Genomic DNA, 13341 nt, shown 5'->3' on the forward strand with positions numbered 1-13341 from the left:
GTGAATATTCAGCCAAGGGGCGTTGACAGGCTTTTGATCAATCACGGCGCGAATCGCGAAACAAAGGCATCGAAGCTGATTCGCTGTCTTGAATCGACTCAAAGAAAGCCCGGATTGCTTCGTCTTGAATGAAATCTGCGCCACTGGAAGCTGCGAGGATTTCCTCTGGTGTTACGGGCCTGCTGATCCCGTAACCTTGCGCATAGTCGATTCCAGCATCAAAAAGAACTTTGATGGTGGGGAGGTCCTCCGCGAACTCCCCGACTGATTTCATACCTAAATTCCGGACCAATCCACCTATCGCCACAATGATGGCCTGACCGGCATGGATGCGCACTGCATCACGCACCAAGGAGCCATCGAGCTTTAAAGAGTCTACGGACAACTCCTTCAAATAGCCGAAGGACGAATACCCGGCGCCAAAATCATCGAGGGCTACTTTGCCACCCATAGCCCGGACGCGATCGATGAAATGTTGCATCTTCCTCATGTCGGTAATCGCCACTGTTTCAGTGATCTCGATACAGAGCTTTTCAAGCGCCACAGGATGTTGCTCAAACAAGGCAAAAAGCTCTTGCGTAAAAGCTTCGTCGTTCAATGAGCCACCCGACAGATTCACACCGACAAAACGCGTGGTCAACAATTGATGCGCATGCGCCTCGATCCAGCGCACGGTCGTTCCCACGACCCATCGGTCAATGATGGCGGTTTTGCCATGCGCTTCCGCCGCTTCGATGATCGTGCCGGCGGGGACTACATCGCCGTTGGATTTACGCAGTCGAACAAGCACCTCGAAATTCAAGGAATCAAAAGGCCGACTGAAAGAAATTTCCGGCTGCATCACGAGGAATAGACCCTCGGGGGTTTCTCCACGCTCCAGGCAATTGATCAAATCCAATTCATCCTGGTGCTGTTGCAAGAACCGGTCATCCGACTTCATCACCACCATGTGCTGACGGGGGCGCTTCTTCGCCATACGACACAACATGTCAGCCGCAGAAACCAATCCTTTCAAATCAGTCGACTTGAACTGGTCTGTACCTACCAGTCCCGCAGAAATATCCAGTTCAAAGCTCTGCGTTTCGATCTGAAAGGGAGACGCTGCTATCAACGTTGCGATCGTGTTGCATTTCGACTCGCATGTATTGATCGTGCCTTCAAAAAAAACGATCACAAACTCATCCCCGCCGATACGAGCCAGCACATCGGTGTGATGTAGAACGCCACGCATGCGCTCAGTCACTTGGGTGAGCACTTGATCTCCGGCGCTGTGCCCGTACAAATCGTTGATCAGCTTAAATCGATCCAAGTCAAAGTAAGCCAAACCACATGGGCGCTGAGTAATGCGTTCCGTCTCTTGAATCAGTCCCCGTAGATTCAAACAACCGGTCAAGGGGTCGTGTCCAGCCAGATACTCCAGGCGCTCGGTAGCTGAGACTTGGGTCGTTATATCTTGCAAAGAGCATTCGACAATTGCTCCGTCTGCCGTGGATGCTCTCAATGAGAACCACTTGCTGTCGGCGAGGTCCTTGGACTTAATGCAGGTTTGCAACTCCAGCACCCCGCCTTCACTCGCGCATCGCAAAGATGCGATACGCGTCTGCACTTCGCGATCAAACAAGTCTGAAAGATCTGCTTTGCGCACCGCACCCAGAGCAGCAACCATCGACTCAAACGCAGGATTGGTTTTCGAAATATGCGTCCCATGGGTTACCGAAAACAACCCAATCGGAGAGTCTTGGTACGCCGCCTCAAGTAAACGTTGAGCGCGCAAATTTTGTAGCCGATGGGTCCGCATATGCTCGGCTACAGCGGCAGACGCAAGGAGCGCAGACCCTATCGCTGCGGTCACACTGTTAAGGCCGTACTCAAAAATGCGCTGCCCAGTTGCAGCAATAAAGACCTCGTTCAGAGTTGCGATCAAGGTCAAGAAAATGGATGCGCCATACCAGGCAGCCACTCTTGAATGCGTCTTGCGCAATATCAGGAAAACATAGGCTGAGATCACCACGATCCCGGCAAAGGTCGCCGCCCAGAGAGGCGGCAGCAAACTCTCGTAAGGCACTACCGGCGCCAAAATCAAAAAGGCTAGCGACTGAAGATAGAGCAATGTCAGAGGCCACTTTACTTTGACCGCTTTGAGCTCTTGCTTGAACAACACGTAGAACAAACCCACCGTGTTGGCGAAGTACAGGCAAAGCGTCCATTGCCGCATGGGGATCAAGTACTCAATCGGAACCTGCATACCCAGGAAGTAGAAATCGGTACCCACGGAAAGCGATGCCATCCTCATGTTGAGGACCAATCCGCCTACAAATGCAAGATAGAGGGCGCTGGAATTAACGAATGCGGTGAGGAGCATGAAAACGGCCAACACACCGATCGCCGCCTCGATCATTACCCCCGTGTTGCGATGCGAGAGTTGAGCGCGGCTCAGAGCATCGGCACTCCACGATCGAGCAGAAATTTTTGCAGGACCTCTAAAGCTCGATCGGCATAGCACAACCGCGCGAAGTAATACTGGCGCTATTTCGAGTGAAAACCCAGCGCGGCTTCCCGCAATGGAGCCCTGCGCCTCCCGGTGATCGCTGCTGCCAAGCTGCTGTCCGGTCGCAGTATCCCAACATGTCACTCCCATGGAGTGTCGTGAAGGAAAGTCAATCAGGGTCCCTTGATCGCGACTACCTTCCGGAATCACGAATTCGAACCAAAAAGGCGCGGTGGAACGTCGTGTGTCTATGGAGGTTGACTCCCCTCGGAATACCAAGCGGTCCATCTGGAGAACAGGACTTTCTATCGGGACTGCGTCCGTCTGCTCCCAGACCTTGATATTGAGAAGCCGCCCTTCCTCTACAGAGCTTCCATCTTTCCCCCAAACAAACAAACCAAGCGTGAGAGTCAGCGCGATGGCCGGAAACACATAGGTCGTCAGCCGCTCCAGCAGAGTTGCAACAATTTTTTGCACAGGGGTCAATGATTAAGCTGGCCGTTTGGTTCGGCTCTTGAGTGCTCCCACAATCACGATCAATCCGGGGATCAATATCATCGCCCAAATAATCTTGTCCAAATTCATTTTCACCCACGGAATGCTGCCCAAGAAGTAACCTGCGGTACAAATTCCCACCACCCACAGCACCGCGCCTACGATATTGAAGAAGGTGAATTTGGCGCGGTTCATTTCTGCCACTCCGCCCACAAAGGGCACGAAGGTGCGCAAAAACGGCATGAAGCGTGCGGCGATGATGGTGAAACCACCGTAGGTCTCGTAGAAGTTGTGCGCTTTGTCAAAAGCCGCTTTGTTGAAAAACCGGCTCTGCTCCCACTGAAAGACTTTGGGCCCGAAATAGCGCCCGATGCTGTAGTTGCACTGATCGCCCAAAACGGCCGCCACCAGCAGCAGGCCAACAGCCAACGGGTAGCTCATCAAGCCTGCACCGCACATGGCGCCCACTACAAAGAGCAAAGAGTCACCCGGTAAAAACGGCATGACCACTACGCCTGTTTCTACAAAAATGATCATGAATAGCAGGGCATATACCCAAGCCCCGTAGGTCTGGACAAACACCTCAAGGTGCTTGTCGACATGAAGAATGAAGTCGATGAGTACAGTAATGAGTTCCATAGGTGGGATTATGCTGCCCGCCTAAAATACAAATGTGAATGCACCTCTGACTCCCGCACCCCGCCGCCCCATCCGCGAACTCCCTGACGAACTTATCAGCCAGATTGCGGCGGGTGAAGTCGTAGAGCGACCCGCCAGCGTGGTACGTGAATTGGTGGACAACGCGCTGGACGCCGGCGCCACCCAAGTCACCCTGCGGCTGCTGGCCGGCGGTGTGCGCCTGATCAGCGTAGAAGACGACGGCCAAGGCATCCTGCGCGATGAGTTGCCCATCGCCTTCAAGCGCCACGCCACCAGCAAAATCGGCAATCTGCACGACCTGGAGAGCGTGGCCACTATGGGCTTCCGTGGCGAGGCACTGGCCGCTATCAATTCCATAGCTGATTGCGCAATATTGTCCAAGGCTAGCGGCCTGAATGATGCCTATTTGCTCGATGGCCGTACCGGCGAGTTGCGTCCGGTGGCGCGGGGCCAGGGCACCACTGTCGAAGTCAAAGAGCTGTTTTACAGCACGCCCGCGCGCCGCAAGTTCCTGAAAACCGACGCCACCGAACTCGCACACTGCATAGAGTCCGTGCGCCGCCATGCCTTGGCCCGCCCCGATGTGGGCTTTGCCATCTGGCACGAAGGCAAGCTGGTCGAGCAATGGCGCCGCTGCCTGGATGTGCCGCTGGCCGATGCCACCATGGATGCTGCACTCGCCGCCCTAGACCAACGCCTCTCTGACGTGCTAGGCCCCGAGTTTCTGGCCCAAAGCGTTCGCGTCGATTGGCACAGCAAGCAAACCAACGAGTCAGGCCAGCCCGCGCTTCGGGTCTGGGGCCGCGCCGGTGTGCCCGACGCCGCCCGCTCACGCGGCGACCAGCAGTTCTGCTACGTAAACGGCCGCTTTGTGCGTGACAAAGTCCTCACCCACGCCGCCCGCAGTGCGTATGAAGACGTGCTGCACGGCAACCGCCAGCCGGTATACGCGCTGTATGTCGCCATGGACCCGACGCGGGTGGATGTGAACGTACACCCTACCAAGATCGAAGTACGCTTCCGCGACAGCCGCGAAGTGCACCAGGCCGTGCGCCACGCCGTAGAGGACACCCTCGCCGCCCCACGCGCTGCGGCCGCTGCTGGCACTGCAGCCGGCCAGCCCCAACCGCCCAGCTTGTTTGGCACCACCAGCGAGGCCAGCGCCCTGCCCGCGCCCGGTACTTATGTTCCAAACAGGCCGGTAGCGCCCATGTACAGTGCGCAACCCGCTATCAAATTTAAAGCAGAAGAAGGCCTGATTGGTCACCGCGTCAACGACATCAGCCTGCTCTGGCAACGTAACCCAGCCACCCAAGATGGCTGGGTGGCTGCGGGCTCTGCGCAGGTCAAGGAGGAGCCCGCAACGCGGGCGGGGGACACGAAGCAGAGCGCGCAGTCGCCCAACCATCTAGCGAGCAAAGAAGCCTGGCCCCCGGGCCGTGACGGCAACCAAGAAGCTTGGCCCTTGGGCCGCGCGATTGCCCAACTGCAAGGCGTCTACATCCTGGCCGAAAACAACCAAGGCCTGGTCATCGTCGACATGCACGCCGCCCACGAACGCATCGTTTACGAACGGCTGAAGACACAAATCAGCCTCACCGCCCCCGACGGCAGCGTGCACCCACTGGCCAGCCAGCCCCTGCTGATCCCCGCCACCTTCGCCGCCAGCCCCGACGAAGTCGCCACGGCAGAGGCCCACGTCGCCACGCTCAACACCCTGGGCCTGGAGATCAGCCCCTTCTCGCCCAAAACCCTGGCCGTGCGCGCCGTGCCCACCACCCTGGCGCAAGGCGATGCGGTGGAGCTGGCCCGCAGCGTACTGGCCGAGCTGGCGCAGCACGACGCCAGCACCGTCATCCAGCGCGCGCAAAACGAAATTTTGGGCACCATGGCCTGCCACGGCGCGGTGCGCGCCAACCGCAAGCTCACCCTCGAAGAAATGAACGCACTCTTGCGTGACATGGAAGCCACCGAGCGCAGCGACCAGTGCAACCATGGCCGCCCCACCTGGCGCCAGCTCACGCTCAAAGAGCTGGACTCGCTGTTTTTGCGTGGGCGCTAGCCCCGGCGGGCATGCTGATGGCCGCACCGCAGAACATCCGCGGTTTGGGCCCTGAAGCCCGCGCCGCCGAAACTGCCTTATTCGCCCTGGCCGACGCCGGCAAAGCCGCCACTGCGGCACGCTACTTCCAAAGCGGGCCGGGCCAATACGGTGAGGGTGATTTGTTCCTGGGCATCCGCGTGCCGGTCATTCGCACCACCGCGCGGCAGTTCAACACCCTCACGCTAGCTGACTGCGCAGCCCTGCTGCAGTCGCCCTATAACGAGGTGCGCGTGCTGTCGCTGGAGGTGATGGTGCGGCGCTTTGCAAAAGGCAAACCCGATGTACAAGTTGCCGTGTTTGAGTGCTTCATGGCACACCGTAACCGCATCAACAACTGGAACCTGGTGGACGGCTCGGCGCCCTATATCAGCGGCCCATATTTGCTGAAACGCGACCGGAGCATCCTCTGGGAACTCGCAAACTCCCCTGTACTGTGGGACCGGCGTATTGCCGTACTGAGCACCTTTGCCTTCATCCGCGCGGGCGACTTCGACGACGCGCTCAAGCTCTACGCCCAACTGCTCGCAGACCCGCACGACCTGATGCACAAGGCTTGCGGCTGGATGCTGCGCGAGGTGGGTAAGCGCGACGAGGCTCGTTTGCTGGCGTTTCTGCAGACGCACTACGCCGCCCTGCCCCGCACCACGCTGCGCTACGCGATTGAGAAGTTCGATACCGCAACCCGACAGGCCCTGCTGCAGGGGCGATTCAACACCTGATTTTTAAGCCAAATCAGCCTTTAGCCCAGACACTGCCTGCGCAAGTAGCTCCTCAAACCATAGCAACCGGCTGATCAGATTCAACCAAATTTTCGGTCTGCACGTAGCGCGCCACAAACGCGCCCACCGCGGCCTGCGGTAAATCCACCCACACCGTGTGTCCACTTCCGGGGGCCACATCCATCGCAACTCCCTCCGCGTTTTCCATGCGGGTCAGCGTGGCATCGACATTACCCGCAGGGTGGATGATTTCCAGCCGGTCACCCACTGCAAACTTGTTGCGCACATTTACCTGCGCCAGCCCCCGCGTGGCATCAAACGCGAGCACATCACCCACATACAGGCTGCGCCCGCTCTCGGAGTAGCCGCGCAGGTAGTTCTGGGTGGCATCAGGCGTGTGGCGCTGGAAGAAACCGCTGGTGTAGCCACGGTTGGCCAGGCCCTCTAACTGGCCCAGCAGCTCGGGGTTGAGTGCGCGGCCGGCCACGGCGTCATCAATCGCGGCACGGTAGGCCTGCGCAGTGCGGGCCACGTAATACGGGCTCTTGGTGCGGCCTTCAATCTTGAGTGAGTCCACTCCGATTTCCACCAGGCGCTGCACATGCTCGATGGCGCGCAGGTCCTTGGAGTTCATCACATAGGTACCATGCTCGTCTTCCTCGATGGGCATGTACTGGCCAGGGCGTTGGCTTTCTTCGAGCAAGTAAGCAATGCTTTGATGGGCCTCGGCAGGGACCGTGCTGCCCTGTCCGCATTCGTGGCCGCTGCGCTGAGGGCTCAGCACATCGCCACTCGCATCCACCTGGGCGGTGTGCGTTTTGTAGTCCCAGCGACACGAGTTGGTGCAGCTGCCTTGGTTGGCATCGCGGTGGTTGAAGTAGCCTGACAGCAAGCAGCGGCCCGAATAGGCAATGCACAGTGCGCCATGCACAAACACCTCCAGCTCGGTGTCCGGGCAGTCCTGGCGGATCTGCGCCACCTGGTCCAACGACAACTCGCGCGAGAGGATCACACGGCTAATGCCCACCTTGCTCCAGAACTTCACCGCCGCAGCATTCACCGTGTTGGCTTGCACCGAGAGGTGAATCTCCATCTCCGGCCAGGCCTCGCGCGCCAGCATGATGAGGCCGGGGTCCGACATGATCATCGCGTCCGGCTTCAGGGCTATCACCGACTGCATGTTCTTCACATAGCTCTGCGTCTTGTTGCCATGCGGGAAGATGTTGGACACCAGATAAAACTTCTTGCCCTGCGCGTGCGTGTGCTCAATGCCCGCGCGCAGCACATCGAGGCTGCCGAAGTCGTTGTTGCGAACCCGCAAGCTGTAGCGCGGCTGACCAGCGTACACCGCAGTTGCACCGAAGGCGAGAGCGGTTTGTAGCATGGCCAGCGAGCCCGCAGGGGCCAGCAGTTCAGGGGTGCGATGATGGGGGGATACAGGGGCAGCAAGCGTCATGCAGAAATTATCTCGGCCAAGGGCGAGGTGTCACAGACAGCGCATTTGACCCACATCAACAGATCCACAATCCTTGCACCCATGCGAGCCACTTATTTCATTCAACTTGTCGGACTCTCCGCTTTGTGGGGCGCGTCCTTTTTGTTCATCCGCATTGCCAGCCCGGTGTTCGGGCCCAACGTGCTGGCCTTTTTGCGGGTGACCCTGGCAACCCTGACCCTGGCCGTGTTGATGCGTGTCTTGGGCCAGAGCTGGGCTTGGCGCCAGTGGCGCACCCTGGTAGTCATCGGGGCCCTGTCAGTAGCCATGCCATTTTTATTGTTCGCGTGGGCCGGGCTGCAGCTTCCTGCGGGCTACAGCGCGCTGCTCAACTCGACCGCCGTGATCTTTGGCATGTTTGCGTCAGCCCGCATGGGGGAAGACACCATCACCTTCAAAAAGCTGCTGGGCTGTGCGTGCGGCTTCGCCGGCGTGGCCCTCATCGTGAGCCTGGGGCCGGTGGAGCCCTCTTTCAAAGTGGTGATGGCGGTTTTGGCCTGCGTGGCGGCCTCGGCCTGCTATGGCTTGTCGGCCCCTATCACCAAGCGGGCGGTGGGCCAGTTACAACCGGTGCAAATTGCAGCCGGCATTCACGCGATGTCGTTCTTGATGGTACTGCCGGGGGCCGCTTACAGCCTGCCCTCGGCCCGATTCAGCTGGACGGCACTTGCGGCCGTGGCAGCCATGGGCATCGTGACCTCGGGCTTGGCCTATTGGGCGCATTTGCGCATCCTGCGGCACGTCACACCCGTCGCGGCCATGAGTCCGATTTTTATGGTGCCGGTGTTCGGGGTGTTGTGGGGCCACGTATTTCTGGGCGAGCAGCTGGGCCCTGGCCTCGTACTGGGTGGAAGCCTGGTGCTACTGGCCAGCGCGCTGATTACCGGCTTCAACCCCTTGCAGCGCTGGTGGGATCTCATAGACGCCAAGCCCTGACCCGTGTCACGCAACAGTCATCCGGCCACACCATGATCCCGCGTTGGTCATTTTCACAACTGGGGACTTAAATGAAAACCATCCGTTTTGCATCGACTGCCGTGGCTGTTTCGATCGCAACCTTGCTCGCCGCCTGTGCCACCACAAGCATGCAAAGCTCAGGCTACCCCACCCTGAATGGCGCCAAGCCATTGGTCATCGGCCACCGCGGCGCCAGCGGCTATTTGCCCGAGCACACCCTCGCCGCCTACAAGAAAGCCGTCGAGATGGGTGCCGATTTCATTGAGCCCGATTTGGTGGTCACCAAAGACGGTGAACTGATCGCCCGCCACGAACCCAACATCACCGCCACTACCGATGTGTCGGCCCGCCCCGAGTTCGCCAGCCGCAAGACCACCCGCAAGGTGGACGGTGTGAACGAGACCGGCTGGTTTGCCACCGACTTCACCTTGGCCGAGCTACGCACCCTGCGCGCCAAGCAGCCCAACGCTGCGCGCGACAAGTCTTTTGACGGCCAATTCCAGATCCCCACTTTCCGCGAAATTCTGGACCTCGCCAAATCTGAGTCCGCCCGCACCGGCCGCACCATCGGCGTGTACCCCGAAACCAAGCACCCCACCTACCACGTGGACGCCGGCCTGCCCATCGAGCCACGCTTGCTGGCCCTGCTGGCCGAATACGGATACACCAAAAAGGACTCTCCGGTCATCATCCAGTCGTTTGAAGTCTCCAACCTCAAAGCCCTGCGCAAGCTCACCCAGGTTCGCCTGGTGCAACTGGTGGATGCGGACGACGTCGACTCCAAAGGCAACGTAACCCTCGTCGCCCCCTTCGACAAGCCTTATGACTTTGCCGTGGCCAAAGACAGCCGCACCTTCCCCGACCTGCTGACCCCCAAAGGCCTGGCAGAAGTCAAAACCTATGCCGACGGCATCGGCCCCTGGAAGCCCTACCTGGCCAGCGCCGCCCACGTGCTGGGAGCTGACGGCAAGCCGCGTGACCTGAACGGCGACGGCAAGATCACCGACAACGACCGCGTGGCACTGCCCCCGACCGACGTGGTGAAAAACGCCCACGCTGCCGGCCTATTTGTGCACGCCTATACCTTCCTCAGCGAAGCCCCCGGCTTGCTGTCTGACTACAAGGGCGACCCCAAGGCCGAATACAAGCGCTTCTACGCCCTGGGTGTGGATGGATTGTTCAGCGACTTCCCTGACACCGCCGTTGCCGCCCGCGACAGCCAATAAAAGGCCCCGGCCACTACAAAGACAGCGCTTCGGCGCTGTTTTTTTTGGCGGTACCGCACGCGGGTCGAGCGCACTGCAGGGCCACTCTTGCAGGTCACCGATCAATAGGGGGTGCCCCGTAAAATGGGCGCTACATGACCGCTCCCGCTGCAAGCCCCCTTCCGCCACCTTCGGCCCTTCCCCGCACCAACACCCGCACTGAACTGGCCGCCCTGTGGGCGTTGGCATGGCCCATCCTGATCGGCCAGCTTGCCAACGTGGGCATGTCGGTGGTCGATGTGGCCATGGCCGGTCACGCCTCGGCGCACGACCTGGCGGGCATTTCGCTCGGGGTGTCGATCTGGAACATCATCATCATTACCCTTATGGGGTTGATGATGTCGGTGGCCCCCATGGTCGCCCACCATGTAGGCGCCCGCGAGTTCACCCAAGTCCCCCACCTAGTGCGCCAGGGCATGTGGAAGGCTCTGGGCGTGGGCCTCGTGGCCATGGTGCTGGCCCAGTTGTCTACCCGGGTGTTTGACCACATGGACATCGAACCCCATGTGCACGAAGTCGCCACCGGCTTTGTGCTGATCATCAGCTTTGCCCTTCCGGCCTTTGCCTGCTACCGGGTGCTGTACGGATACAGCGCCAGCCTGAATCAGACCAAACCGCTGATGGTGATGTCGGTGGCGGCGCTGCTACTCAACATCGTGGTGAACTGGCTGCTGGTGTTTGGCGTGGGCCCCTTCCCGCGGCTGGGCGGTCTGGGGTGTGCCTGGGCGACCTTGCTGTGCGTGTGGTTCAACTTCGGCGGGTTGCTGCTGTGGATGCGCCTCGCACCGGCCTACCGCAGCACTTGGCCGTTTGCCGAATGGGAGGGTCCGCACCCCGCCAAGCTGTTGGCGCTGTGGAAGCTGGGCTTTCCGATCGGGGTGACCTATTTCGCAGAAACCAGTGCTTTCGGGCTGATTGCCTTGTTGATTGCAGGCTTCGGCAGCCGCGAAGTGGCCGCCCACCAGATTGCACTCAACTTCACCTCGCTGGTGTTCATGATTCCCCTGAGCATGGGCATTGCCCTGCTCACCCGGGTGGGGCAGAGCCTTGGGCCGGCGACCCGGTGGCCGCGCGCTTCAGAGCTTGGGTGGGTGTGAAAGCCGGGTTTGCTTTCGGCGTGGTCTCTGCCATCGGCATGGCCGCCGGGGCGCACCAGATTGCTTGGCTTTACACCAACGATGCCGCAGTGGCGGCAGTGGCTGCGCAGCTGCTGTTTTTGGCGGCGGTGTTCCAGTTGTCGGACTCGGCCCAAGTGGTCATCAGCAGCGCCATCCGTGGCTACAAGGTCACCCGCAGCCCCATGGTGATTCACCTGACGGCGTTTTGGGGCTTCTCGCTGCCGCTGGGTTGCGTGCTGGGCTTGGCCCCGGAGTGGCTGCCATGGCGGCCGGCCCAGGGCATGGGTGCGCAGGGTTTCTGGATTGCACTGGTAGTGGGCTTGACGGTGGCCGCCGTCGGGCTGCTGATCCTGCTGCGCCAGGTCACCCGTGCGCGCCTGCTAACAGGGGCCCAAGCATGAGCAACCCTTTACCCTTCTACCTGTGCCTGGCCGGCCCCACCGCAGCCGGCAAAACCGCCGCCGCGCTGGCGATTGCTGCAGAGCACCCGGCAGAGATCATCAGCGTGGATTCGGCCCTGGTCTATCAGGGGATGGACATCGGCACTGCCAAACCCGAGGCCCATGAGCTGGCCGCGGTGCCGCACCACCTGATCAACATCCGCGACCCGCTGCACACCTACAGCGCTGCCGAGTTCGTGAAAGACGCCAAGACGCTGATCACCGACATCAGCGCCCGTGGCAAGCTGCCCCTGCTGGTGGGCGGCACCATGCTGTACTTCAAGGCCTTGTTTGACGGGCTTGATGACATGCCCGCGGCCAGCCCCGAGATCCGCGCCGCCCTGGAGGCCGAAGCCGCTGCCTTGGGCTGGCCGGCCATGCACGCCCAACTGGCCGCCGTGGACCCGGTCACCGCTGCCCGGCTGGCACCGGCCGACAGCCAACGCATCCAGCGTGCGCTGGAGGTCTACCGGGTATCGGGGCAACCCTTGTCGTACTTTCACGCCCAGCAAGACGCTATCAAAAAAGAAGCAGCTCGCGCAGACATTACGGGCGCTAGCACCCTTTTTTCCTTAGAACCCGCCGACCGCACCTGGTTGCACGGCCGGATTGCCCAGCGGTTTGACCTGATGCTGCAAGGCGGCTTTCTGGACGAGGTCAAAACACTCATGGCACGCGGCGACCTGCACCCCGACCTGCCCAGCATGCGCTGTGTAGGCTACCGCCAGGCTTGGGAGGCACTGACCGGCGTCTCCCCCATGGCAGAGCTGCGTGACAAAGGCATATTCGCCACCCGCCAACTCGCCAAGCGGCAAATCACCTGGCTGCGCTCCATGCCGCGCCGCCAAGTCATCGCCTGCGACCAATCCGGCGCCCAAGAGACCTTGCTGCACGCCGTGCGCACTACCCTTCAACAGCGGGCAAAACCATGACCTTGCAACTGCGCGATGTCGGCAAACACTACGGGAGCACCCCGGTGTTTGCCCATGTGAACCTGGATGTCGCACCCGGCGAGTTTGTGGCCATTGTGGGTGAGTCCGGGGTTGGCAAATCCACCCTGCTGAACTGCATGGCCGGGCTCGACAGCTGGGACCACGGCACCGTGCACCTCGCCGGGCAAGACCTGGGGCGACTGAATGACGACCAACGGGCCCTGCTCCGGCGGGACAAGGTGGGCTTTGTGTTCCAGGCCTTCCATGTGCTGCCACATCTGGATGTCGCGCAAAACGTGGCTTTGCCGCTGATGCTGCTCGGTCGTCAGGAACCCGAACGGGTGCAGGCCTTGCTGGACGCGGTCGGGCTAGGCGAGCTGGGCGCGCGTTTGCCCCAACAGCTCAGCGGCGGGCAATTGCAACGGGTGGCCATCGCCCGCGCGCTAGTGCACCAACCCGCATTGATTCTGGCCGATGAGCCCACCGGCAACCTGGATCCCGCTACCGCGGCCAAAGTCATGCAGGCCCTGGTCACCCAGTGCCGCCAACACGGCAGCGCCCTGGTGCTGGTCACACACTCATTGGCGGCCACCGAGCATGCAGACCGGGTTTTGCACCTGCACCACGATGGGATTCGCCACCCCCACGGCTGACAAACCCGGGCGCCT

Annotated in this window: 9 protein-coding genes and 1 pseudogene; 7 read left to right on the forward strand and 3 right to left on the reverse strand. The window is 60.6% G+C overall.

Going from position 1 to position 13341, the window contains the following annotated elements; translation table 11 throughout:
• Positions 1-37: 37 nt before the first annotated feature.
• Together RAE19_RS03150 and RAE19_RS03155 are read right to left on the reverse strand one after the other, a co-directional pair.
• A complete protein-coding gene (locus tag RAE19_RS03150) occupies positions 38-2965 on the reverse strand; it encodes a putative bifunctional diguanylate cyclase/phosphodiesterase (protein WP_313873550.1) in 2928 nt (975 codons plus the stop codon).
• A gap of 12 nt (positions 2966-2977) precedes the next feature.
• Positions 2978-3622 (reverse strand): VTT domain-containing protein, encoded by a 645-nt coding sequence (locus RAE19_RS03155; RefSeq protein ID WP_313873551.1) that lies wholly within the window; start codon positions 3620-3622, stop codon positions 2978-2980.
• A 34-nt stretch (positions 3623-3656) separates the two neighbouring features.
• Between RAE19_RS03155 and mutL the strand changes: the two genes are divergently transcribed.
• Both mutL and RAE19_RS03165 read left to right on the forward strand, forming a co-directional pair.
• Positions 3657-5705, forward strand: a complete 2049-nt coding sequence (gene mutL, locus RAE19_RS03160) for a DNA mismatch repair endonuclease MutL (protein ID WP_313873552.1) — start codon at positions 3657-3659, stop codon at positions 5703-5705.
• 17 nt (positions 5706-5722) lie between these two features.
• Positions 5723-6466 carry a DNA alkylation repair protein gene (locus RAE19_RS03165; protein ID WP_313873553.1) on the forward strand — a complete coding sequence of 248 codons (744 nt, stop codon included), beginning with the start codon at positions 5723-5725 and terminating at the stop codon, positions 6464-6466.
• 52 nt (positions 6467-6518) lie between these two features.
• Here the strand turns inward: RAE19_RS03165 and yegQ are convergent, their stop codons facing one another.
• Positions 6519-7922 carry a tRNA 5-hydroxyuridine modification protein YegQ gene (gene yegQ / locus RAE19_RS03170; protein ID WP_313873554.1) on the reverse strand — a complete coding sequence of 468 codons (1404 nt, stop codon included), beginning with the start codon at positions 7920-7922 and terminating at the stop codon, positions 6519-6521.
• A gap of 81 nt (positions 7923-8003) precedes the next feature.
• On the opposite strand from yegQ, the gene RAE19_RS03175 reads away from it, so the two are divergent.
• The 5 genes and pseudogenes from RAE19_RS03175 to RAE19_RS03195 all read left to right on the forward strand — a co-directional run bounded on the left by RAE19_RS03175 (position 8004) and on the right by RAE19_RS03195 (position 13326).
• Positions 8004-8897, forward strand: a complete 894-nt coding sequence (locus RAE19_RS03175) for a DMT family transporter (protein ID WP_313873555.1) — start codon at positions 8004-8006, stop codon at positions 8895-8897.
• A gap of 71 nt (positions 8898-8968) precedes the next feature.
• On the forward strand, positions 8969-10144 hold the full coding sequence (locus RAE19_RS03180; RefSeq protein ID WP_313873556.1) for a glycerophosphodiester phosphodiesterase: 1176 nt from the start codon (positions 8969-8971) through the stop codon (positions 10142-10144).
• 284 nt (positions 10145-10428) lie between these two features.
• A pseudogene (locus RAE19_RS03185) lies at positions 10429-11702 on the forward strand (MATE family efflux transporter).
• On the forward strand, positions 11699-12673 hold the full coding sequence (gene miaA / locus RAE19_RS03190; protein WP_313873557.1) for a tRNA (adenosine(37)-N6)-dimethylallyltransferase MiaA: 975 nt from the start codon (positions 11699-11701) through the stop codon (positions 12671-12673). The pseudogene RAE19_RS03185 and the gene miaA overlap by 4 nt, the downstream one beginning before the upstream one ends.
• On the forward strand, positions 12670-13326 hold the full coding sequence (locus tag RAE19_RS03195) for an ABC transporter ATP-binding protein (RefSeq protein WP_313873558.1): 657 nt from the start codon (positions 12670-12672) through the stop codon (positions 13324-13326). Before miaA ends, RAE19_RS03195 begins: the two co-directional genes overlap by 4 nt.
• Positions 13327-13341 lie beyond the last annotated feature (15 nt).

It is taken from the genome of Rhodoferax potami, assembly GCF_032193805.1.
GTDB lineage: Bacteria > Pseudomonadota > Gammaproteobacteria > Burkholderiales > Burkholderiaceae_C > Allorhodoferax > Allorhodoferax potami_A.

Coding starts and splice junctions, on each gene's coding strand:
- RAE19_RS03155 (WP_313873551.1), bottom strand. CDS start 3,622: ATGGAACTCATTACTGTACTCATCGACTTCATTCTTCATGTCGACAAG.
- RAE19_RS03165 (WP_313873553.1), top strand. CDS start 5,723: ATGGCCGCACCGCAGAACATCCGCGGTTTGGGCCCTGAAGCCCGCGCC.
- yegQ (WP_313873554.1), bottom strand. CDS start 7,922: ATGACGCTTGCTGCCCCTGTATCCCCCCATCATCGCACCCCTGAACTG.
- RAE19_RS03175 (WP_313873555.1), top strand. CDS start 8,004: ATGCGAGCCACTTATTTCATTCAACTTGTCGGACTCTCCGCTTTGTGG.
- RAE19_RS03180 (WP_313873556.1), top strand. CDS start 8,969: ATGAAAACCATCCGTTTTGCATCGACTGCCGTGGCTGTTTCGATCGCA.
- miaA (WP_313873557.1), top strand. CDS start 11,699: ATGAGCAACCCTTTACCCTTCTACCTGTGCCTGGCCGGCCCCACCGCA.
- RAE19_RS03195 (WP_313873558.1), top strand. CDS start 12,670: ATGACCTTGCAACTGCGCGATGTCGGCAAACACTACGGGAGCACCCCG.